Consider the following 21,704-nt stretch of genomic DNA (forward strand, 5'->3'; position numbering starts at 1 on the left):
GCTGTCTGACACGAGGTGGGCATGGGCAAACAGTCAAAGAAACTCAGCCAACTGGCCCTGACCGCACGCGCAGGGGCGAACCCGCAGATCACCGGTCTGGCCGTTGACAGCCGCGATGTGCAAGACGGCTTTTTGTTTGCGGCATTGCCTGGAACCCGCGTGCATGGTGGGGAGTTCATCCAATACGCCTTGCGCATGGGGGCTGCGGCGATTCTGACCGATGCGGAAGGGGCCGAAATCGCCGCTGCCGAGCTGGCCGGATCGGAGGCTGCGCTTGTTGTTGTCGAGGATCCTCGACAAGCTTTGGCGGGTGCGGCGGCCCTTTGGTTTGGGGAGCAACCGCAAACGATTGTGGCCGTGACCGGCACCAACGGAAAAACATCGGTGGCCAGTTTCGTGCGCCAGATCTGGGCCGAGCTGGACCACAAGGCCGTCAATCTGGGCACCACTGGTGTTGAAGGTGCATGGACCGCACCTTTGGCCCACACGACGCCCGAGCCTATTACGCTGCATCGTTGCCTGGCTGAAGCCGCCCAAAACGGTGTCACCCATGCTGCGATGGAGGCATCGTCGCACGGGTTGGAACAGCGACGGTTGGACGGTGTGCATCTGACAGCCGCAGGGTTTTCGAACTTTACGCAGGATCATCTGGACTATCACGAAACGTTTGAGGCGTATTTCGCGGCCAAGGCCGGCCTGTTTGATCGGGTTCTGCCGCAAGATGGCACCGCTGTGATCAACATGAGCGACCCGAAGGGTGCCCAGGTTCGCCGCATTGCCGAAGCGCGAGGTCAACAGGTGTTGACGGTCGGGCTGGGTGAGGCGGACCTGTGTCTGCTCAATCAGCGCTTTGATGCAACCGGGCAAGATCTGAGGTTTTCCTGGCAGGGTAAGGTGTTTCAGACCCGTCTGAACCTGATCGGCGGGTTTCAGGCTGAAAACGTGCTGCTGGCCTGCGGGCTGGTGATCGCCAGCGGCGATGAGCCTCAGCATGTCTTTGACACGCTCCCGCATCTGAAAACGGTGCGCGGTCGGATGCAGCTTGCCGCCACGCGGGAAAATGGCGCGGCGGTTTTTGTCGATTATGCCCATACGCCTGACGCGGTTGCCACTGCCTTGCGCGCCATGCGTCCGCATGTGATGGGGCGGTTGATTGCGATTGTGGGCGCGGGCGGAGACCGCGATGCCACCAAGCGGCCTTTGATGGGGCAGGCAGCTGCGGCGAATGCGGATGTGGTTTTTGTCACCGACGACAACCCACGCAGCGAAGATCCCGCAGAAATCCGCTCAGCAGTGATGTTGGGCGCGCCTGAAGCAACCGAAGTGGGCGACCGGGCCGAGGCGATCCTGCGCGGCGTGGACGCGCTGCAACCCGGTGACGCATTACTTATTGCGGGCAAAGGCCATGAAACCGGGCAGATTGTTGGCGATCAGGTTCTGCCCTTTGATGATGTCGAACAGGCCAGCATCGCCGTTGCGGCGCTGGACGGGAGGGTGGCATGACGCTTTGGACAGCGGCAGAGGCCGCCGCCGCAACCGGCGGGCGCGCCACTGGCGATTGGGAGGCCAACGGCGTGTCGATCGACACGCGCACATTGCAACCCGGCGATCTGTTTGTGGCGCTCAAAGCGGCCCGCGACGGGCATGATTTCGTGGCACAAGCGCTTGGGAAGGGCGCGGGTGCCGCCTTGGTTTCATATGTTCCCGACGGTGTTGATGAGACCGCGCCATTGCTGATCGTTGAGGATGTGCAAGCCGGGCTGGAGGCTTTGGGCCAAGCCGCGCGCGCGCGCTGTTCGGCACGCGTGGTCGGCGTGACTGGCAGCGTTGGCAAGACCTCGACCAAGGAAATGCTGGCCACCATTTTGGAAACGCAAGGCGCGACACATGCCAGCGTGGCCAGTTACAATAACCACTGGGGTGTGCCGCTGACATTGGCCCGGATGCCGCGCGAGACCGAATTTGCGGTGATCGAGATTGGCATGAACCACCCCGGGGAAATCGCACCCCTCGCCAAACAGGCGCGCCCGCATGTGGCTTTGGTCACGACGGTGGCGGCGGTTCATCTTGAGGCGTTCGACTCGGTTGCTGGTATCGCCCGCGAAAAGGCTGCCATCTTTGATGGGTTGGTCGCCGGGGGAACGGCCATTGTTAACGCGGATATCGAGCATGCCGCTATCGTGCGCGATCATGCCCTCGGTTGCGGCGCGAAGGTCGTGGAATTTGGGCGTAGTGCGGCTGACTATCCGTTGCTGGACGTCGCGCAATCCGACACCGCTGTCGCTGCGCAGGCCAGAGTAGGTGACACAGAGATCACCTTTGAAGTTCAGTCTGCGGGCACGCATTTCGCGATGAACGCCCTAGGCGCGCTGGCCGCCTGTGTCGAACTGGGCGTAGATCTGGAGCAGGCCATAGAAGGTCTGCGGGCATGGGCTCCGGTCAAAGGGCGCGGCGTGCGCGAGGTTGTTTCGCTTTCAAACGGTGGATCCCTAGAGCTGTTGGATGACAGCTACAATGCCAACCCAACATCGATGGCTGCTGCGTTGGATGTGCTGGCTGCGGCGAAAGGTGCGCGCAGGATTGCTTTCATTGGCGACATGAAAGAGCTCGGGCCGGATGAAATGCAAATGCACGCGGCCTTGGCCGATATTGATGCCATCGCGAGTGTCGATCAGGTGCATTGCATCGGCCCGTTGATGCAGGCGCTGCATCAGGCTTTGCCGGAAGACAAGCGCGGGAAGTGGTCTGAAACCAGCCAGGACATGGCTTGCCACCTTCCCGAACTGATCCGGGACGGCGATGTTGTGCTGGCCAAGGGCTCGCTCAGCATGGCGCTGGCGCATATTGTTGACGGTCTTCGGAAATTGGGGCAAGGGAGCGCGCCTGAGGCGTAGGCGCTTTGTGAGAGAGGTTTTGTAATGCTGTATTGGTTGACCGCCCTGTCGGACGGGGGCGATTTCTGGAACCTCTTTCGTTATATTACCTTCCGCGCTGGCGGAGCTTTTCTGACGGCGCTGGTGTTTGGATTCATCTTTGGAAAACCTCTGATCAATGTGCTGCGCCGCAAACAGGGCAAAGGCCAGCCGATCCGGGATGACGGGCCAGAGGGCCATTTCTCCAAGGCTGGTACACCTACCATGGGCGGTTTGCTGATCGTCGGTGCGTTGGTCACGTCCACGCTGGTCTGGGCGCGATGGGATAACCCTTATGTCTGGATGGTTCTTTTCGTAACTCTGGCCTATGCGGGTATTGGTTTTGCCGATGACTATGCCAAAGTGTCGAAGCAAAACACCAAAGGTGTGTCCAGCCGGATGCGCCTGGCGCTGGGGGTAGTAATCGCGGTCTTGGCCTCGCTTTGGGCAACGTTTCATCACCCCGAAGCGCTGCAAAACCAGTTGGCTGTACCTGTGCTAAAGGACACGCTGGTCAATCTGGGACTGTTCTATATTCCGTTTGCGATTGTCGTAATCGTCGGAGCTGCGAATGCGGTGAACCTGACCGACGGCCTGGATGGGTTGGCCATCATGCCTGCGATGATCGCGGCCTCAACGCTAGGGGTCATCGCCTATGCTGTGGGGCGTGTGGACTTTACCGAATATCTGGATGTGCATTACGTGCCGGGGACGGGTGAGATCTTCATTTTCACCTCGGCCCTGTTTGGGGCAGGTCTGGGCTTTTTGTGGTACAATGCGCCACCGGCGGCGGTTTTCATGGGCGATACCGGATCTTTGGCGCTTGGAGGGGCATTGGGAGCGATCGCGGTCGCAACCAAACATGAGTTGGTTTTGGCCGTTGTCGGCGGGCTTTTTGTGGTCGAAGCGCTGAGCGTGATCATTCAAGTGCTCTATTTCAAGAGTACGGGAAAACGGGTGTTTTTGATGGCACCGATCCATCATCATTATGAAAAGAAGGGCTGGGCCGAACCCACAATCGTGATCCGTTTCTGGATTGTATCGCTGATCCTGGCGATGATCGGTTTGGCGACACTTAAAGTCAGGTAGCGCTCCCGCCAGGTTCGGCGAACCTTCGGTTCACCTGCCACCTGTTGGGCCCGGCTCGCGAAGATGCGCGAGCCTTTTTGTGCCTCTTGCCATTGTGGAATTCCTGAGTGCAGTGTGGCGCAACATCAAAGAAGCGATCGGGGTGAAGCAGAATGATCCCAGTGAAAGGGTATTCCGGACAGAAGGTTGCTGTACTGGGGTTGGGCCGTTCGGGCCTGGCGGCTGCGCGCGCGCTGCGGGCAGGCGGGGCAGAGCCCGTGTGTTGGGATGACAACCCTGCGGCCCGTGAAGCTGCGGAAGAGGATGGGCTGCTTTGTGTTGATCTGCGGCGCGCGGGCGCATTTGACGATGTCTCTGCTTTGATCGTGTCTCCTGGCATTCCGCATCTTTACCCGCAGCCCAATCCAATTGTCGCCGCAGCCCTTGAGGCCGGGGTGCCAGTGGATAATGATATCGGGTTGTTTTTCCGATCCTTCGCAGGGCCGGAATGGCATCAGTTCGATACACCCCCTCGGGTGATCGCGGTCACTGGCTCGAACGGGAAATCCACCACGGCGGCATTGATCCACCATATCCTGAACGAGGCTGGGCGTCCGGTTCAGTTGGCCGGCAATATCGGGCGCGGGGTGCTGGATATTGAACCGGGTGAGGACGGATCGGTCGTGGTGCTGGAGCTGAGCAGTTACCAAACCGAGCTGGCGCGCGCCTTGACCCCGGATGTGGCGGTGTTCACCAACCTGTCGCCGGATCATCTGGATCGCCACGGCGGTATGGGTGGCTATTTCGCGGCCAAGAGGCGTTTGTTCGCCGAAGGTGGGCCGGACCGGGCCATTATTGGCGTCGATGAAAACGAAGGCGCATTTCTAGCCGGTCAACTGGCGGAGGGCCCTTCCGATGATCGGGTTATCCGTCTGTCAGTGACACGAAAGCTGACCGGTCCCGGGTGGCAGGTCTTTGCCCGTAAAGGGTTCTTGTCGGAATACCGCAAGGGGCGGCAGACCGGTGCGATTGACCTGCGCGAAATAAAGAGCCTGCCGGGCAGTCATAACCACCAGAATGCCTGCGCCGCCTATGCGGCCTGCCGTGCGCTTGGATTGGCACCGCGCGTGATCGAAGATGCGCTGCACAGTTATCCCGGCCTGCCGCATCGCAGCCAGATCATCGCCGAAGCTGGCGGTGTTACCTATGTCAACGACTCCAAAGCCACCAATGTGGACAGCGCGGTCAAAGCGTTGAGCGCGTTCAAGAAGATCCGCTGGATTTGCGGTGGGTTGGAGAAAGAAGGTGGGCTTGATGCTCTGCAAGACGCGACGGGCGCGGTCATCAAGGCCTATGTGATCGGCCGTGAAGCCGCAGGGTTTGCGATGCAGCTGGGTGTTGAGAGCGCTGTTTGCACGACGATGGAGGCCGCTGTCGCACAAGCCATGACCGATGCAGAACCGGGTGATGTTGTGCTGTTGGCCCCGGCGGCGGCAAGTTTTGACCAATATGACAACTTTGAGCAGCGCGGCGATGATTTCGTCTCGCGAGTGCAAGAGGGCCTAGAATAACGGGCAGGTTGCATTTGGTCACTGGTTCGGCAAGTCTGTAGACCAGATTGCTTGATGTAGTGCAGGCGGACATTACATAGTTTTGGCTGAAGAAAGAGGTTCTGAAAATGCTTATCCGTAAATCTGCTTTGATCCTCCCGATCTTGTTGACGGCTGCGGCCTGCACAAATGTGGGCGCCAATTATCAGCCGATTGTCGACGGCCCAGTTGGTCCGAACTACAACGCGGATCTCGCTCAATGTCAGGCGTTGGCACGGACGCAGCCCACCGTGGACGGCAATACCGCCGGAGCGGCGGCGATAGGTGCAGCAGGCGCTGCGGGAACCAAGGCCATCATTGACGACAGCGCAAGCGATCTGGGGCGTGCTGCTGTGGCCGGTGCATTGGTGGGTGCCGGAGCCAGCGCTCTGCAAAATACCCAAAACCAGGAAGTCATCGTGCGCAATTGCATGCGCGGTCGCGGTTATAACGTCGTCGGCTGACGGGCAGCAATTGCAGTTCCAGCGGCATAACCCGACGACCAAGCCCACTGGAAGTTGTAGCCTCCGAGCCAACCGGTAACATCCACCGCTTCGCCAATTGCATAGAGGCCAGGGACTTCCTTGGCCTCCATTGTTTTGGACGACAGCCCATCGGTATCGATCCCGCCAAGCGTTACCTCGGCCGTGCGGTAGCCTTCGGTGCCAGAGGGCGTTAGCTGCCAATTCGACAACGTATCAGCAAGCGACCACAGGGCAGCGTCCGATTGATCAGCGAGATTGCCTTGCATGTTGATGCTTCGGCTGAGGTATTCGACCAGACGCGCCGGTAGGTGTTTTGCCAATTCGGTGGTCAGCGCCTTGCGGCCCGAGGTCTGCCTGTCCCGACGTAGAATATCAACCAACGGAAGGTCGGCCAGCAGGTTGACGCATATGGGCTCGCCTTCCCGCCAATAGGACGAAAGCTGCAGCACGGCAGGGCCGCTGAGCCCGCGATGAGTAAAAAGCAATGCTTCGTCAAAGCTGGTGCGTTGATTGGATAAGCGGACGGGCAGGGACACGCCGGACAACTCTTTGAACCGACCGTCAGTGAAGGTAAACGGCACCAATGCCGCGCGTGTGTCCGTGACGTTCAAGCCAAACTGGCGCGCAATGTCATAAGCCAAACCGCTGGCGCCCATTTTCGGGATGGATTTGCCCCCGGTCGCCAGCACCAGGTTCCTGCAAATCAGGCTATGGGACTGGCCGTCTTTTTCGACGTCGAGCGCAAACCCCGTTTCGAGTTTGCACAAGCCACGCACCGAAGTTTGTAGCCAGAGTAGAGCGCCTGCGCGCTCCTTCTCGGCCAAAAGCATCGAAATGATCTGTTTCGATGAGCCGTCACAGAACAACTGTCCCAGCGTCTTCTCATGCCATGCGATACCATGCCGATCGACCAGATCGATGAAATCCCATTGCGTATATCGCGCCAGTGCTGATTTGCAGAAATGCGGGTTCTTCGACAGAAAATTCGATGGCCCCGCGTAAAGGTTGGTGAAATTGCACCGCCCGCCTCCAGAAATACGGATCTTTTCACCTGGTGCTTTTGCGTGGTCGATCACCAGCGTGCGTCCACCGCAATGTGCGCTGCACATTAGGCCGGCAGCACCGGCGCCAAGTATGATTGTGTCGAACTTCATGAAAAGGCCCATGGCGCGGAATGACGGCGATGACAAGGGGTAGAACCTGCGCGAATACGCTTAGTCAGGATCCGGGCCATCTTGGCGACAGATCGAATACAGGCATCCATACGACAGTCATTGCAAAAATCTGACGCCGTGCTTGACCTCGCACCTGAAGGCCAGCAAGTTGCAGCCCACGCTTGGGTGATATGCGCCAGAGTAAGAGGGTTTTCAGTTATGCCAACGCCTGTCTTCGGAGCTTTTCGCAGCGACACGACATTGTCCAACGCAGGCGCGTCGACAGCTGTGGTCGGGTCGACCTTCGAAATCTCGGCCTACAGCCAGATTGATATCGACACTGGTGTGGACCCGACGATTTTTGCCGGTGACAGCGTTTCGAACGAAACCGCCAACGACCCGACGCAGACTTACCTTGGCGAAACCATTTTCTGGGACTTCACCGTTACCGTGACGGATGGAACCAATACGTACGAGGTCGGCTTTTTTGACTACGATATCGACGGGGACGGAAATTCTATCGGCGTAGATGCCGAAGACGCGTTCTTCATGGGTTTCATTGGTGGAACGGTGCCGCCGTTGAACACGACGCTGACGATCACGGCGATTATCGACAATGGCCCGAGCATCGACATCGATACCGTTGTCCCCTGTTTTACGGCGGGCACGCTGATCGAGACGGCAGAGGGTCCCAAACCGGTCGAAACGCTTTGCCCTGGTGACGCAGTCATGACGCTGGACAACGGCCAGCAAGTGATCCGCTGGATCGGGTCGCGGCAGTTGGACAGCATCGACCTGCACGCCAAGCCGAAGCTACGGCCTGTTTGCATCGCACAGGGCGCGTTGGGCGGCGGTTTTCCCAAACGGGATCTTCGGGTTTCGCCTCAGCACCGGATGCTGGTGCGTTCACCGATTGCGGTCAGAATGTTTGCGAAATCCGAAGTGCTGATCCCTGCGATCAAACTGGTCGACATCCCCAGCGTCTCGATTGATGAACAGACCTCTGCAGTCAGCTATTTTCACATCCTGTTTGACCACCACGAGATCATCTTTGCCGAAGGTGCACCTTGCGAAAGCTTGTATCTGGGCAGCGAGGCCCGCAAAGCAGTCGGGGATGCGTCAATCTCGGAAATTGCGGAATTGTTCCCCGAGCTTTTGGCTGAAGATTTTTCACCTGAAACCGCGCGACTGGTCCCTCATAAGGGGCGCGAGATGCGTGCGTTGGTCAACCGTCACGTGAAGAACAGCAAACCTATCCTCTCTTAGGGTCGAGGCCATGCGCTGAACGCGATAGAGCACTGCCTCGACCGGCGGAAATCCCCCCGGATGCCCCTTATTCTACTGGCCTGAACAAGATTTTCGCGATACACTTTCAGTCAGACCCTGAAAACGGGGCGTGAACGAGGCAGAAAGTGGCGGTATCTCATGACTGAGATGGTGTATGGCGCGGTCCAGAACCAGCGCGGCGAACCGATTCTACCAAAATGGTGGCGCACAATTGATCGCTGGACGATGACATGCGTCCTGATCCTGTTTGCCATCGGGCTGCTCTTGGGTCTGGCCTCATCTCCGCCGCTGGCAGGTCGCAACGGGTTTGATCCTTTCCACTATGTCGAGCGGCAGGCCTTCTTTGGCATTCTGGCTTTGATCGCGATGCTGTTGACCTCGATGATGTCGCCCATTTTGGTGCGGCGTCTGGCTGTGTTGGGCTTTCTCGCAGCCTTTGTTGCTTTGGCCTTTTTGCCCATTTTCGGGACGGATTTTGGCAAGGGCGCGGTGCGTTGGTATTCGCTGGGCTTTGCATCGTTGCAACCGTCTGAGTTTCTGAAACCGGGGTTCATTGTTGTTGCGGCGTGGCTTTTGGCTGCCTCGCAGGAAATCAACGGTCCACCGGGACGGTTGTGGTCGTTCGCGCTGTGTATGGCGATTGTTGGGATGCTGGTCATGCAACCGGATTTCGGGCAAGCCTGCCTGATCCTCTTTGGTTGGGGCGTGATGTATTTCGTCGCCGGGGCACCGATGCTGTTGCTGGTGGGCATGGCGGGTATCGTGGTTTTGGCCGGGATGTTCGCCTATTCCAACTCGGAACACTTCGCCCGCCGCATCGACGGCTTTCTGAACCAGGAGGTCGATCCGACCACCCAGCTGGGATATGCCACCAACGCAATTCGTGAGGGCGGGCTGTTCGGTGTGGGTGTGGGCGAGGGGCAGGTGAAATGGTCGCTGCCTGACGCGCATACCGATTTTATCATCGCCGTTGCCGCCGAGGAATACGGTTTGATCCTCGTGCTGATTATCATCGCGCTTTATTCGATCATCGTGGTGCGCTCCTTGCTGCGCCTGATGCGTGAACGCGACATGTTCATCCGTCTGGCCGGGACCGGTCTGGCGTGTATGTTCGGCGTTCAGGCGATGATCAATATGGGGGTTGCCGTGCGCTTGTTGCCGGCCAAGGGTATGACGCTGCCCTTTGTCAGCTATGGCGGGTCCTCATTGATTGCGGGTGGAATCGCGGTGGGCATGTTGCTGGCGTTTACCCGTATCCGCCCGCAGGGCGAGCTGGGTGACATTTTGCGCGGACGAGGGTGATGGCGGCACCGTACCTTTTGATCGCAGCCGGAGGCACTGGCGGGCATATGTTCCCGGCCCAGGCGCTGGCCGAGGCGATGTTGCAAAAGGGATGGCGTGTGCGCCTGTCAACCGACGAGCGCGGCGCGCGCTATACTGGTGCGTTCCCACCAGCGACCGAGATCGTCGAGGCATCCTCAGCCACATTCGCCCGGGGCGGAGTGGTGGCCAAGCTGATGGTCGGACCCAAGATCGCCGCCGGGGCCAGTGGTATGGTAGCGCAGATGATGCGGGACAAGCCGGATGTGGTTGTGGGCTTTGGCGGCTATCCGTCCATTCCCGCTCTGGCCGCCGCGACTTTGCTCAAGATCCCGCGCATGATCCACGAACAGAACGGTGTTCTGGGTCGGGTCAATCAGCTGTTCGCGTCACGTGTTGCCCAAGTGGCCTGTGGTGTCTGGCCCACCGATCTGCCCGACGGGGCCAAAGGCGTTCACACCGGCAACCCGGTGCGTGGCGCTGTCTTGGAACGCGCCGAGGCGGGCTATATCCCGCCCGGTGACTATCCGATGTCGGTACTGGTCATGGGCGGCTCGCAAGGCGCGCGCATCCTCAGCGACATTGTGCCCGGCGCGATAGCAGCCCTGCCCGAAGGCTTGCGCAGCCACATTCGTGTGGCCCATCAGGCGCGTGACGAAGACGGTGCCCGGGTGACAGCTTTCTACAACGACCACAACATTCGAGCTGAGGTGAAGCCATTCTTTGACGATGTGCCCCGGCGCATGTCGGACGCTCAGCTTGTCATCTCGCGCGCAGGGGCGTCCAGCGTCGCCGATATCTCTGTCATCGGGCGGCCCTCGATTTTGATTCCGTTTGCCGCTGCCGCAGGCGATCACCAAACCGCGAACGCGCGCGGGTTGGTTCAGGCAGGGGCTGCGATCATGATCCCTGAAAATGCACTTGACGTTCCCGCGTTGACCGCGCAAATCGCGCTGGTTCTGAATAACCCCAAAGCCGCGCAAAAAATGGCCCATGCTGCCCTGTCGGTTGGGGCGCCTGACGCAACCGAGCGTCTGGTCGCTCTTGTCGAACAGCTGGCGCAGAAGGAGAGCACATGAATCCTGCAACCAAACTGCCGCAAGATGTGGGGCCGATCCATTTTGTCGGGATCGGCGGGATCGGGATGTCCGGCATCGCCGAGGTTCTTCTCAACCTTGGCTATCAGGTCAGGGGCTCGGATCTGAAGGCGTCCAAGATTACAGACAGGCTTGCTGGTTTGGGGGCCGAGATATTCGTCGGTCAAAAGGCCGAGAATCTGGAAGGCGCAGCCGTCGTCGTCGTGTCGACCGCGATCAAGCCGGGAAACCCGGAACTGGACGAAGCGCGCAGGCAGGGCCTGCCGGTGGTGCGCCGCGCCGATATGCTGGCAGAGCTGATGCGTTTGAAATCGAATATCGCGATTGCGGGGACACACGGCAAAACCACCACCACCACCATGATGGCCGAGCTCATGGTCGCCGGAGACTTTGACCCTACTGTCATCAATGGCGGCATCATCCATGCTTATGGCTCGAACGCGCGCATGGGGCAGGGTGAATGGATGGTGGTTGAAGCTGATGAAAGCGATGGCTCGTTCAATCGCCTGCCCGCGACCATTGCCATCGTCACCAATATCGACCCCGAGCATATGGAGCATTGGGGCGATTTCGACAGGCTGCGCGACGGGTTTCACGAGTTTGTCTCGAACCTTCCATTCTATGGCCTGGCTGTCTGTTGCACGGATCATGCCGAGGTTCAGACGCTGGTGGGCCGGATCACCGACCGCCGCGTGCGCACCTATGGGTTCAACGCGCAGGCTGATGTGCGTGCCGAAAACCTGACCTATAAGGGGGGCGTCGCGCATTTCGACATTCATCTGCAATACGAAGACAAGGTGATCGAAGGTTGCACCCTGCCGATGCCCGGCGATCACAACGTCTCGAACGCACTGTCAGCGGTGGCTGTGGCCCGTCATCTAGGGATGAAAACGGCCGAGATCCGCGACGCGCTTGCCAATTTTGGGGGCGTCAACCGACGCTTTACCAAAGTCGGCGAGGTCGAGGGTGTCACCATCATCGACGATTACGGCCACCACCCGGTTGAGATTGCAGCGGTGCTGAAAGCCGCCCGTCAAGCGACCGAGGGTCGTGTGATCGCCGTGCATCAACCGCATCGATATTCGCGCCTGTCCAACCTGTTTGATGATTTCTGCACCTGTTTCAACGACGCCGATGTGGTTGCCATCGCCGAGGTCTTTGCCGCAGGCGAAGACCCAATCGACGGCGCCAGCCGGGACGGTCTGGTTCAGGGTCTAATTCGCCACGGCCACCGCCATGCGCGGGCCTTGCTGGACGAAAACGATCTGGAACGTTTGGTGCGCGAACAAGCACGTCCGGGCGACATGGTCGTGTGTCTCGGTGCGGGCACGATCAGCGCTTGGGCCAACGCTCTGCCTGATCGTTTGCTGCGTAAAGAGGCGGTTTGATCTGACCCGAATGTAGCGCAACTGCTTGAATTGTGTTAGTTTGCCGAAAAAATAACCTCTTAGTGGGGGATCGTATGGAATACTCGGTGGTTTTTGCCGCGCTTTGGGTGATCAGCGCGACGGTAGTGGCCTTGCTGCCGATGCGTATGCAGTTCCCTCCAGGGGTGCTATTGCTGATTTGTGCGCCGGTGCTGATCGTGTGGCTTGGATACGATTATGGTGTGATCGTTGGGCTGCTGGCTTTGGCAGGCTTTTTGTCGATGTTCCGATATCCACTGCGCTATTATTGGCGGAAATGGACAGGGCACGAGGTGTCGGAATGAACACTTCGCTTCTGTTGGCCTGTCTTTGGGGGCTGGCTGCAAATGTGCTGGCGATGATTCCCAGCAAAGACAATCATTGGACCCGGGCCCATTTCCTGATTGCCATTGGGATTCCGATACTGGGTTATGTCACCTATCAGAACGGCCCGTGGATCGGGCTGATCGTTCTGGCCGCAGGCATGTCGGTTCTGCGTTGGCCTGTGATCTATCTGGGACGTTGGCTGCGCAAGCGCATCTGAGAAAACGCCTTGCCTTGCCGGGCCAAATCTCCGATCTAGCGGGGATGACCAATCTCCCAACTCCTCGTGGCAAGCTCACTGAAAATCGTCCGCTAAACGATCTGACCTGGCTACGCGTGGGCGGCCCGGCCGACTATCTGTTCCAACCTGCCGATCTTGAGGATTTGCAGAGCTTTCTACGCACCCTACCTGCGGATGTCCCAGTCTTCCCGATGGGCGTAGGTTCGAACCTGATTGTTCGGGACGGTGGCTTGCGTGCGGTGGTGATCCGGTTGGGGCGCGGGTTCAACAGCATCGAGATCGACGGCAACACCGTCACCGCGGGGGCCGCTGCGTTGGATGCGCATGTAGCGCGCAGGGCGGCGGATGCGGGTGTTGATCTGACGTTCCTGCGCACGATCCCCGGCTCGGTTGGCGGCGCGGTACGAATGAATGCGGGGTGTTATGGCAGTTACACCGCAGATGTGCTGCGCAAGGCAACCATTGTGACGCGCGCGGGCGAGCTGTTGGACCTGAGCGCGGAAGAGCTGAACTTTCGCTATCGCCAGTCTGACCTGCCAGATGGCGCCGTGCTGGTCTCGGCGGTTTTTGAAGGCCCCTTGGGCACGCCAGAAGAGTTACACGCCCGGATGGAGTCGCAACTGAAAAAGCGCGACGAAACCCAACCCACCAAAGACCGCAGTGCGGGATCGACGTTCCGAAATCCGGCAGGGTTTTCGTCAACGGGGCAGGCGGACGACGTGCATGATCTGAAAGCCTGGAAGGTGATTGATGACGCCGGTATGCGCGGGGCCTCACGGGGCGGGGCGCAGATGAGCCCAAAGCATTCGAATTTCCTGATCAATACCGGCAGCGCGACAGCGGCAGACCTTGAAGGACTGGGCGAAGAGGTTCGAAAAAAGGTTTACGAAACAAGCGGCATCACGCTAGAGTGGGAAATCATGCGGGTCGGCGACCCGGTGACAGAATAAAGCCCCATCCGTCAGACCGTTCTCAGGCAAATTCAGGCGACGGATCAAAGGCATAAACGCAGTACGGGCCACCAGATAAGGTCCGGGGACATTGAGGCGCTAAGTGGGTAGGTCGAGCAGGACAACCCCGAAAGTGGCGGTATTGATGGGCGGCCCCTCGGCGGAACGCGAGGTGTCACTCAGCAGCGGGCGCGAATGCGCAGCCGCCCTCAGGGGAGAAGGCTTTGAAGTGGTCGAGCTGGACGCAGGTCCCGACCTTTACGCGCGCCTTTTGGACATCAAGCCGGATGTGGTATTCAACGGGCTGCATGGTCGTTGGGGCGAAGACGGTTGCGTGCAGGGCCTGTTGGAATGGATGCGTATTCCCTACACCCATTCCGGCGTGCTGGCCTCGGCGCTTGCGATGGACAAGCAGCGCAGCAAAGAGGTCTATCAGGCCGAAGGGCTGCCGGTTGTTCCAAGCATCATTGTACCCAAAATCGAAGTTGTCGAAGCGCATGTGATGCAGCCACCCTATGTGGCCAAGCCCAACAATGAGGGCTCCAGCGTTGGTATCTATATCGTGCACGAAAGCGCGAATGGGCCCCCGCAACTGGACGAGACGATGCCCGAGCATGTGATGGTCGAGAAATATGTTGCGGGTCGCGAGTTGACTGTGACGGTGATGGGTGACCGCCCGCTGACCGTGACCGAGATCATGACCAATGGCGGTTGGTACGATTATGATGCCAAATACAAACCCGGCGGCTCGTGGCATGTGCTGCCTGCGGACATCCCGCAGCACATTTTTGACCGCTGTATGGAATATGCCGTTACGGCGCATAATGCGCTTGGGTGCCGGGGGGTAACGCGTACCGATTACCGCTGGGATGACAGCCAGGGCGCCGAAGGGTTGTTCCTGCTCGAAACCAACACGCAGCCTGGCATGACACCGACCTCGCTTGTGCCCGAACAAGCCGTCCATTGCGGCATGACATTCGGTGAACTTTGCGCCTGGATGGTGGAGGACGCGTCATGCGACCGCTGAAAGCCACACGCAGTCTGACGATTCATCGGTCCAAACCTTTGGCGGGCCCCGATGCAGATTTTGCCTCGGGTGACGCCAGTGAAACGGACCGCCAGCCGGTTCTGCATTTGCGCGGGGTCAAGCTGTTTGGTCGCGCAACACAGGGAGGCGATCCGGCCCCATCACGGCTGAGCTATCGCTTGCAACGCTGGCTTTTGACGCGCGGTGTGCGTCGTGGCCTGAAAATTGGGCTGCCCATTGTGATTGTGGCCGCAGGAATTGGTGGTTTCTTTGCCTCTGAAGACAGGCGCGCCGAGGTGGCCAGCTATTTCGCGGATATCAAGACCTCGATCCAGGAGCGACCAGAATTCATGGTCAATCTAATGGCCATCGACGGGGCTGGTACCGGGTTGTCACAAGATATTCGTGAGCTTGTGCCGCTGGATTTCCCAATCAGTTCCTGGGATCTGGATGTCGAGCATATCCGCGACACGATTACCGGATTGGACCCGGTTAAATCTGCCACCGTGCGTATTCGGCCCGGGGGAATTCTTCAGGTCGATGTGATCGAACGCCAGCCCGTGATCCTGTGGCGCACGCGGCAGGGGATCGAATTGCTGGACGAAACCGGCGCCCATGTCGAAATGATTGCGACCCGCGCTGATCACCCCGATCTGCCTGTTATCGCGGGCAAAGGCGCGGATCGGCATGTTGGCGAAGCGCTTGAGATTTTGCGTACCGCCAGCAGCCTGGGCAGTCGCGTGCGCGGGCTGGTGCGGGTTGGTGAACGCCGTTGGGATCTGGTTCTGGATCGCGACCAGCGCATCATGCTGCCGACCGAACGCCCGGTTCGTGCTCTGGAACGGGTGCTGGCGGTGAACGAGGTTCAGGATCTGTTGGAGCGCGATGTGGCTGCCGTGGATATGCGTCTGGGGCAGCGCCCGACCATTCGGATGAACCAGGTCGCGAGTGACCTGTGGTGGAATACTAAAGTGACAGTGAGTGACGAGCAATAACGTGATGATGACCGACCTTTATCAGTCCCAACGGGCAATGCGGCAAATGCGCCGTCAGGCGATGCAGCGCGGTGTGATTGCGATCCTGGATGTCGGAAGCTCGAAGATTTCGTGTCTTGTCTTGCGGTTTGACGGTGCCGCGCCGCAAAGCGAGGACAACACAATCGGCTCGATGGCCGGTCAGACCGGGTTTCGCGTCATCGGAGCAGCGACAACTCGGTCGCGGGGCGTGCGCTTTGGTGAAATCACCGAAATGCAAGAAACCGAGCGCGCCATTCGGACCGCCCTGCAAGCGGCGCAGAAGATGGCCGATATCCGGGTGGATCACGTGATTGCCTGTTTCTCGGGGGCAAACCCACGCTCATACGGTCTGGACGCGCAGGTGGATATCGAAGGCCAATTGGTCACCGAGGCCGAAGTGGGCCGGGTTCTGAATGCCTGCGATGTGCCCGATTACGGTGCAGGGCGCGAAGTGCTGCATGCGCAGCCGGTGAACTTTGCGCTCGACAATCGCTCGGGCCTGATTGATCCGCGCGGGCAGTTGGGGCAATCACTTGCGGTGGATATGCACATGCTGACCGTTGATGCCGTGGCAATCCAGAATCTGGTGCGGTGCATCAAACGCTGTGACCTGGAATTGGCGGGCATTGCGAATTCGGCCTATGTCTCGGGCATATCGGCCCTGGTTGAGGACGAGCAGGAACTGGGCGCGGCCTGTATCGACATGGGTGGCGGCACCACCAGCGTTTCGATCTTTATGAAGAAACACATGATCTATGCTGACAGCGTCCGGATGGGCGGCGATCATGTGACCTCCGATATCTCGATGGGCTTGGGTGTGCCCGCCAGCGTGGCCGAGCGGATCAAGACCTTCAACGGTGGCGTTCATGCCACCGGCGCGGATGACCGCGACATGATCGATATCGGAGGCGACACCGGCGATTGGGAGCATGACCGCCGCACCGTCAGTCGGGCCGAACTGATCGGCATCATGCGCCCGCGCGTGGAAGAGATTCTGGAAGAGGTGCGCCTCTGTCTGGATGCCGCAGGCTTTGACCATTTGCCAAGCCAGCAGATCGTGCTCACGGGCGGAGGCAGTCAGATCATGGGTCTGGACGGATTGGCCAGCCGGATCCTTGGCCAGCGTGTGCGTCTCGGTCGACCGCTGCGCGTGCACGGATTGCCGCAATCGGCTACTGGGCCGGGCTTTTCCTCTGCCGTGGGGCTCAGCCTGTTTGCAGCGCATCCGCAAGACGAATGGTGGGATTTCGAAATCCCGGTCGATACCTACTCGGCCCGACCCTTCAAGCGCGCCGTGCGCTGGTTCCGTGACAATTGGTAAGCGCCTTCAAGCGACAGCTTGCACCATCGCGGCCAGCTTGCCTTCGCTGGCCGCAGCGCAAACGATAATCTCTCCCGAGGCGTTTCTGGAGGCCGTTGTTGGTAAGACGATCCAGTTTTACGAGATACGGTCAGGGATTCTTGTCGGCACCGAAGAATTTCTAAATCCTTCGCTGTCCGTCTGGCGGGCGGAGGGCAGAGGCTGTGTTTACGGGCGTATCACCACCCCGAACGGGCAGCTGTGTTTCCTCTACGATGATGATGAAGACGGTTTGCCCGTGTGCTGGTGGCCCTTTCTGCACGAAGATCGTCTGATGGTACGTCTGGTCGAATTTCCACGCAGCGAGATACAAGAAGTGCGCAGCATCACCGAAGACAGTCTGGACTGCCCAGCCACTCCGATAGGTTGAAGAAAGTGGTTGCGGACGGGGGTTTTATCCCCCAAAATATCCACAGGGTCCGACAGAGGCCCAGCGGCAGAGCTTTGAGCAGTGATCCGCACAGATATGTGAATCAGTTTGCATGGCGCATGGCCCTTTCGGCGATGTGCACGTCATGGTTGTTGTGGTACGCTTGCTATCGACCCCAACATATGATGCATGGCGCGAAATGTCGCCGGTCACTGCCATAATTCCTCCATATTTTGTAGGAATCCGCGATTTTTGGCGTGACCTTTGCGGATTCGAAAGTTAAAATCCCTGCAGGATAGGTCAGAAAAACACCGCATTTTGCGGAAAACTTATAGACAGGCGGACAGAGCATGACATTGAATCTTTCGATGCCCGGGCACGACGAATTGAAGCCACGGATTACGGTTTTTGGCGTTGGTGGTGCGGGTGGCAACGCTGTTAACAACATGATTGAGAAGCAGCTGGACGGTGTCGACTTTGTCGTTGCCAATACGGATGCTCAAGCTCTGCAGCAAAGCCAGTCCTCTGCCCGTGTTCAACTGGGTGTCAAAGTGACTGAAGGCCTGGGGGCGGGTGCGCGTCCCGCTGTTGGCGCTGCTGCGGCTGAGGAAAGCATCGAGCAGATCGTCGATCATCTGGCCGGCGCGCATATGTGCTTTATCACCGCGGGCATGGGTGGCGGCACCGGCACCGGGGCCGCGCCGATCATTGCACAGGCCGCGCGTGAGCTGGGTGTTCTGACCGTCGGTGTTGTCACCAAGCCGTTCCAATTCGAAGGCGCCAAGCGGATGCGTCAGGCCGAAGACGGTGTCGACTCGCTGCAAAAGGTGGTCGATACGCTGATCATCATCCCCAACCAGAACCTGTTCCGTCTGGCCAATGAAAAAACCACCTTCACCGAAGCATTCTCGATGGCCGATGATGTTCTCTATCAAGGTGTCAAAGGTGTGACGGACCTGATGGTCCGTCCGGGTCTGATCAACCTCGACTTTGCGGATGTCCGCGCCGTGATGGATGAGATGGGCAAAGCCATGATGGGCACCGGCGAAGCGACCGGCGAGGATCGCGCCATTCAGGCGGCTGAAAAAGCCATTGCCAACCCGCTGCTGGACGAAATCAGCCTGCGCGGTGCCAAGGGTGTGCTGATCAACATCACCGGGTCCGACGATCTGACCCTGTTCGAACTGGACGAAGCCGCCAACCGCATTCGCGAGGAAGTGGACCCCGAGGCCAACATCATCGTCGGCTCAACCCTCGACACCGCGATGGAAGGTGGAATGCGGGTATCGGTTGTCGCAACCGGGATCGACGCAGCCGAAGACCAAGGCGAAACTCCGGTCGCGCGGCGTTCCATGTCCGAGCCCTTGACGCGAACGGTCGCTGCCGAAGCTCCGGCGGCCGAGACGCAGGTCGCTGAGCTGGAACAGGCACCTGCTGCGGAAACCACGGTGGCCCCGACGCTCTTTGAATCGATGGAGAATTCCGACGCACAGGACAACTGGCGTGAGGAACCTGCTGCGCGGCAAACAGAGGATGATGGTTTGCCTCCACCGGCCTATCAGCCGCAAGTCGCCGCATTCGAACCGCAGCCGGAAATGGTTGAACCCGAGCCCTATGCCGCACCCGCTGCTGCTGTCCCGGGAACCCCTTCGCCAGAGGCGCTTGAGCGACTGCAGAAAGCCGTACAAAACGTACCGGGCGGACAGCGTCGTTTCGCAGCCGAGCGCCCGCAAGCACCGGTCGAGCGGGCCCCGGTCGAAGCCGAAGATCGCCCCCGCTTTGGCTTCAACCGGTTGATTGATCGCATGACCGGTCATGCCGGTGACACTCCGGCCCCAGCACCGCGTCATCAGCCAAGTTTGCGCCAAGCTGACGCTACGGCACCTGTCGCAGAAGAGGCGGATCCAGACCAGGATCGCATCGAAATTCCGGCCTTCTTACGCCGTCAAGCGAACTAAGGCTGGTCACAAAATCCTTGGAAAGAGCCGCCGCCGGGCGGCTCTTTTTATTTTAAAAACAATCTACTAACCTCCGGTAAGCAGGGTTTCGCTTATCTGTCACATTCATGTTTCAATCGGTTGCAAAGAGTGAGTTGAGCCTAGACGCCCTGTTCCTTAGGTGAGGATGCGTTAACTCCGCTTCGGCGGGACACCACTCTCGGGGGCACAATTTGCAACATACGCTCAAATCTCCGGTCACGTTCACTGGTTACGGTTTGCATGGCGGCAAGCCCGCGAAAATGATTCTGAAACCGGCAGCTGTCGGCCACGGTATCTGGTTCAAACGAACCGATATCGAGGTCGGCGACACGATGGTTCCAGCCGCCTATGACATGACCGAGCATGTGCCCTTGTGTACGCGTCTGGTGAATGCCAGTGGTGTTTCGGTTTCGACGGTCGAGCATATCATGGCGGCGCTTGCTGGATGTGGATTGCACAACGTTCTGATCGAAATAGATGGCCCCGAAGTTCCTGTGATGGACGGCTCGTCCGTTGCTTTTGTTCGCACCATCATGGCGGCGGGTTTGCGTCGCCAGGCGGCTCCGGTTTTGGCCTATGAGATTCTCAAGCCCGTCAGCGTAGAGCACAATGGCGGCACAGCCAGCTTGGTCCCCTCTGAGAATTTTGAAATCGAGTTTACAATCGATTTTGAAGACAAGATTATCGGACGCCAAAGCGCTTTTCTGAACATGTCCAACGGAGCTTTCGCGCGCGAGTTGTCTGATAGCCGTACTTTCTGCCGTAAGTCCGATGTCGATATGATGCGCGAGAATGGACTGGCGCAGGGTGGTACGCTTGACAATGCGGTCGTTGTTGACGGCGAAACCGTCCTGACACCGGGTGGTTTGCGGCATGAGGACGAAGCAGTTCGTCACAAGATGCTTGATGCGTTTGGTGATCTCTATCTGGCAGGTGGTCCGATTTTGGGTCGCTATATCGGTGAACGGTCCGGCCATACCGCAACCAACAAATTGTTGCGCAAACTGTTCGAGACCCCGGGTGCGGTGCGCCCGGTACTGTGCACGCCTGAACAAGCCGCGCGTTTACCCGGCCAAGGGCTTGTCGCGAGTGAAATTCCGCAGGTCGCCTGAGAAAGATCAGCTCTGGCAACAATTGCGTCAGAGACCCTATAAGGCGTTTTGCACCGGAATTTTATGTGCTAGACCGTTTCCGATCAGGGGCGTGCCCCGATAAGCAAGACGACAAGGATGGGCGGAATGGTTGGCACCAAAGCGGCAGTCAGGTTCGCGGTTGCGATTCTTCTGACAGCAACTTTGACGGCATGCGGAAGCGGCGGCCTTTTCAAAAGCCGGGGGGCGGACCGCAGCCAGAACCTTGAAGGGTTCACGCCGGAACAAATCTATACCCGAGGCGAGTACGAGCTTTCGCAGAATCGCTCGGATGACGCGGCGTGGTATTTCTCGGAAGTCGAACGCCTCTATCCGTATTCCGATTGGGCCAAACGCGCGCTGATCATGCAGGCGTTTTCGTTCCATTCCGATCAGAACTATGCAGAAAGCCGCGCAGCCGCACAGCGCTATATCGATTTCTATCCTACCGACGAAGATGCTGCCTACGCGCAATACCTGCTTGCGCTCAGTTATTATGACCAAATCGACGAAGTTGGTCGCGATCAGGGGCTGACATTCCAGGCCCTACAATCCTTGCGCACCGTGATCGAGGTTTATCCCGACAGCGAATATGCAACCTCGGCTGTTTTGAAATTTGATCTGGCATTTGACCATCTGGCTGGCAAAGAGATGGAGATCGGTCGCTATTACCTGCGTCAGGATCACTATACCGCTGCGATCAACCGGTTCCGTGTTGTGGTCGAAGATTTCCAGACCACCTCACATACGGCCGAAGCGCTGTATCGTTTGGTTGAAGCTTACCTGTCTCTGGGTCTGGTCGATGAAGCGCAGACCGCTGGCGCGATCCTTGGGTTCAACTACCAGTCGTCCGAATGGTATGATGACGCTTATACCCTGCTGACTTCACGCGGCCTGGATCTGAAGAGCCGGGGCAACAACTGGCTTGCCACGATCTACCGTCAGACCATCAAGGGTGAGTGGTTGTAATCGCTATGGCTTTTGGCTTG

Annotated in this window: 20 protein-coding genes; 19 read left to right on the forward strand and 1 reads right to left on the reverse strand. The window is 58.8% G+C overall.

Going from position 1 to position 21,704, the window contains the following annotated elements:
• Positions 1–21 precede the first annotated feature (21 nt).
• The 5 genes from GOV38_RS11045 (at position 22) to GOV38_RS11065 (ending at position 6,033) form a co-directional block, all read left to right on the forward strand.
• Positions 22–1,503, forward strand: coding sequence for a UDP-N-acetylmuramoyl-L-alanyl-D-glutamate--2,6-diaminopimelate ligase (locus tag GOV38_RS11045; protein WP_171209802.1), 1,482 nt, complete (start codon positions 22–24; stop codon positions 1,501–1,503).
• Positions 1,500–2,894, forward strand: coding sequence for a UDP-N-acetylmuramoyl-tripeptide--D-alanyl-D-alanine ligase (gene murF, locus GOV38_RS11050; protein ID WP_171209801.1), 1,395 nt, complete (start codon positions 1,500–1,502; stop codon positions 2,892–2,894). Before GOV38_RS11045 ends, murF begins: the two co-directional genes overlap by 4 nt.
• Positions 2,895–2,918: 24 nt before the next feature.
• Entirely contained in the window at positions 2,919–4,001 is a 1,083-nt protein-coding gene (gene mraY, locus GOV38_RS11055) for a phospho-N-acetylmuramoyl-pentapeptide-transferase (protein ID WP_171128041.1), read from the forward strand.
• 152 nt (positions 4,002–4,153) lie between these two features.
• A complete protein-coding gene (gene murD, locus GOV38_RS11060; RefSeq protein ID WP_171209800.1) occupies positions 4,154–5,551 on the forward strand; it encodes a UDP-N-acetylmuramoyl-L-alanine--D-glutamate ligase in 1,398 nt (465 codons plus the stop codon).
• A gap of 107 nt (positions 5,552–5,658) precedes the next feature.
• Complete coding sequence (locus GOV38_RS11065; RefSeq protein WP_254430619.1) at positions 5,659–6,033, forward strand: glycine zipper family protein; 375 nt, start codon at positions 5,659–5,661, stop codon at positions 6,031–6,033.
• On the opposite strand, the gene GOV38_RS11070 is transcribed toward GOV38_RS11065, so the two are convergent.
• Positions 6,015–7,208: an NAD(P)/FAD-dependent oxidoreductase gene (locus GOV38_RS11070; protein ID WP_171209799.1), complete on the reverse strand. Its 1,194-nt coding sequence runs from the start codon at positions 7,206–7,208 to the stop codon at positions 6,015–6,017. The genes GOV38_RS11065 and GOV38_RS11070 overlap by 19 nt on opposite strands.
• 219 nt (positions 7,209–7,427) lie before the next feature.
• Between GOV38_RS11070 and GOV38_RS11075 the strand changes: the two genes are divergently transcribed.
• The 14 genes from GOV38_RS11075 to GOV38_RS11140 all read left to right on the forward strand — a co-directional run bounded on the left by GOV38_RS11075 (position 7,428) and on the right by GOV38_RS11140 (position 21,684).
• On the forward strand, positions 7,428–8,474 hold the full coding sequence (locus GOV38_RS11075; RefSeq protein ID WP_171209798.1) for a Hint domain-containing protein: 1,047 nt from the start codon (positions 7,428–7,430) through the stop codon (positions 8,472–8,474).
• Positions 8,475–8,633: 159 nt separating this feature from the next.
• Positions 8,634–9,797 (forward strand): putative lipid II flippase FtsW, encoded by a 1,164-nt coding sequence (gene ftsW, locus GOV38_RS11080; RefSeq protein ID WP_171209797.1) that lies wholly within the window; start codon positions 8,634–8,636, stop codon positions 9,795–9,797.
• Positions 9,797–10,894: a UDP-N-acetylglucosamine--N-acetylmuramyl-(pentapeptide) pyrophosphoryl-undecaprenol N-acetylglucosamine transferase gene (locus GOV38_RS11085; protein WP_171209796.1), complete on the forward strand. Its 1,098-nt coding sequence runs from the start codon at positions 9,797–9,799 to the stop codon at positions 10,892–10,894. Before ftsW ends, GOV38_RS11085 begins: the two co-directional genes overlap by 1 nt.
• Positions 10,891–12,300 (forward strand): UDP-N-acetylmuramate--L-alanine ligase, encoded by a 1,410-nt coding sequence (gene murC, locus GOV38_RS11090; protein ID WP_171128050.1) that lies wholly within the window; start codon positions 10,891–10,893, stop codon positions 12,298–12,300. The genes GOV38_RS11085 and murC overlap by 4 nt, the downstream gene beginning before the upstream one ends.
• 74 nt (positions 12,301–12,374) lie before the next feature.
• Entirely contained in the window at positions 12,375–12,623 is a 249-nt protein-coding gene (locus GOV38_RS11095) for a DUF2484 family protein (protein WP_171209795.1), read from the forward strand.
• Positions 12,620–12,862, forward strand: coding sequence for a DUF2484 family protein (locus GOV38_RS11100; protein ID WP_171209794.1), 243 nt, complete (start codon positions 12,620–12,622; stop codon positions 12,860–12,862). Before GOV38_RS11095 ends, GOV38_RS11100 begins: the two co-directional genes overlap by 4 nt.
• 44 nt (positions 12,863–12,906) lie before the next feature.
• Complete coding sequence (murB, locus tag GOV38_RS11105; protein ID WP_171209793.1) at positions 12,907–13,833, forward strand: UDP-N-acetylmuramate dehydrogenase; 927 nt, start codon at positions 12,907–12,909, stop codon at positions 13,831–13,833.
• Positions 13,834–13,936: 103 nt separating this feature from the next.
• The gene (locus GOV38_RS11110) at positions 13,937–14,860 is read left to right on the forward strand and encodes a D-alanine--D-alanine ligase (RefSeq protein ID WP_171209792.1); all 924 of its coding nucleotides are present in this window, start codon (positions 13,937–13,939) and stop codon (positions 14,858–14,860) included.
• Positions 14,848–15,855: a cell division protein FtsQ/DivIB gene (locus GOV38_RS11115; protein ID WP_171209791.1), complete on the forward strand. Its 1,008-nt coding sequence runs from the start codon at positions 14,848–14,850 to the stop codon at positions 15,853–15,855. Before GOV38_RS11110 ends, GOV38_RS11115 begins: the two co-directional genes overlap by 13 nt.
• Before the next feature lie 7 nt (positions 15,856–15,862).
• A complete protein-coding gene (gene ftsA, locus GOV38_RS11120; protein WP_171209857.1) occupies positions 15,863–17,197 on the forward strand; it encodes a cell division protein FtsA in 1,335 nt (444 codons plus the stop codon).
• Positions 17,184–17,606: a hypothetical protein gene (locus GOV38_RS11125; RefSeq protein WP_171096844.1), complete on the forward strand. Its 423-nt coding sequence runs from the start codon at positions 17,184–17,186 to the stop codon at positions 17,604–17,606. Before ftsA ends, GOV38_RS11125 begins: the two co-directional genes overlap by 14 nt.
• 350 nt (positions 17,607–17,956) lie before the next feature.
• A complete protein-coding gene (gene ftsZ / locus GOV38_RS11130) occupies positions 17,957–19,564 on the forward strand; it encodes a cell division protein FtsZ (RefSeq protein WP_171209790.1) in 1,608 nt (535 codons plus the stop codon).
• Positions 19,565–19,776: 212 nt separating this feature from the next.
• Positions 19,777–20,697: a UDP-3-O-acyl-N-acetylglucosamine deacetylase gene (lpxC, locus tag GOV38_RS11135; RefSeq protein WP_171128064.1), complete on the forward strand. Its 921-nt coding sequence runs from the start codon at positions 19,777–19,779 to the stop codon at positions 20,695–20,697.
• Between the two features lie 126 nt (positions 20,698–20,823).
• Positions 20,824–21,684: an outer membrane protein assembly factor BamD gene (locus GOV38_RS11140; RefSeq protein ID WP_171096850.1), complete on the forward strand. Its 861-nt coding sequence runs from the start codon at positions 20,824–20,826 to the stop codon at positions 21,682–21,684.
• Positions 21,685–21,704 lie beyond the last annotated feature (20 nt).

Source organism: Ruegeria sp. HKCCA5839 (genome assembly GCF_013035585.1).
In the GTDB taxonomy this organism is placed as follows: Bacteria; Pseudomonadota; Alphaproteobacteria; order Rhodobacterales; family Rhodobacteraceae; genus Ruegeria.

Bases quoted from the DNA above. Each gene is read 5' to 3' on its own strand.
- GOV38_RS11045 (WP_171209802.1), top strand. From the start codon at position 22: ATGGGCAAACAGTCAAAGAAACTCAGCCAACTGGCCCTGACCGCACGC.
- murF (WP_171209801.1), top strand. From the start codon at position 1,500: ATGACGCTTTGGACAGCGGCAGAGGCCGCCGCCGCAACCGGCGGGCGC.
- mraY (WP_171128041.1), top strand. From the start codon at position 2,919: ATGCTGTATTGGTTGACCGCCCTGTCGGACGGGGGCGATTTCTGGAAC.
- murD (WP_171209800.1), top strand. From the start codon at position 4,154: ATGATCCCAGTGAAAGGGTATTCCGGACAGAAGGTTGCTGTACTGGGG.
- GOV38_RS11065 (WP_254430619.1), top strand. From the start codon at position 5,659: ATGCTTATCCGTAAATCTGCTTTGATCCTCCCGATCTTGTTGACGGCT.
- GOV38_RS11070 (WP_171209799.1), bottom strand. From the start codon at position 7,208: ATGAAGTTCGACACAATCATACTTGGCGCCGGTGCTGCCGGCCTAATG.
- GOV38_RS11075 (WP_171209798.1), top strand. From the start codon at position 7,428: ATGCCAACGCCTGTCTTCGGAGCTTTTCGCAGCGACACGACATTGTCC.
- ftsW (WP_171209797.1), top strand. From the start codon at position 8,634: ATGACTGAGATGGTGTATGGCGCGGTCCAGAACCAGCGCGGCGAACCG.
- GOV38_RS11085 (WP_171209796.1), top strand. From the start codon at position 9,797: ATGGCGGCACCGTACCTTTTGATCGCAGCCGGAGGCACTGGCGGGCAT.
- murC (WP_171128050.1), top strand. From the start codon at position 10,891: ATGAATCCTGCAACCAAACTGCCGCAAGATGTGGGGCCGATCCATTTT.
- GOV38_RS11095 (WP_171209795.1), top strand. From the start codon at position 12,375: ATGGAATACTCGGTGGTTTTTGCCGCGCTTTGGGTGATCAGCGCGACG.
- GOV38_RS11100 (WP_171209794.1), top strand. From the start codon at position 12,620: ATGAACACTTCGCTTCTGTTGGCCTGTCTTTGGGGGCTGGCTGCAAAT.
- murB (WP_171209793.1), top strand. From the start codon at position 12,907: ATGACCAATCTCCCAACTCCTCGTGGCAAGCTCACTGAAAATCGTCCG.
- GOV38_RS11115 (WP_171209791.1), top strand. From the start codon at position 14,848: ATGCGACCGCTGAAAGCCACACGCAGTCTGACGATTCATCGGTCCAAA.
- ftsA (WP_171209857.1), top strand. From the start codon at position 15,863: ATGACCGACCTTTATCAGTCCCAACGGGCAATGCGGCAAATGCGCCGT.
- ftsZ (WP_171209790.1), top strand. From the start codon at position 17,957: ATGACATTGAATCTTTCGATGCCCGGGCACGACGAATTGAAGCCACGG.
- GOV38_RS11140 (WP_171096850.1), top strand. From the start codon at position 20,824: ATGGTTGGCACCAAAGCGGCAGTCAGGTTCGCGGTTGCGATTCTTCTG.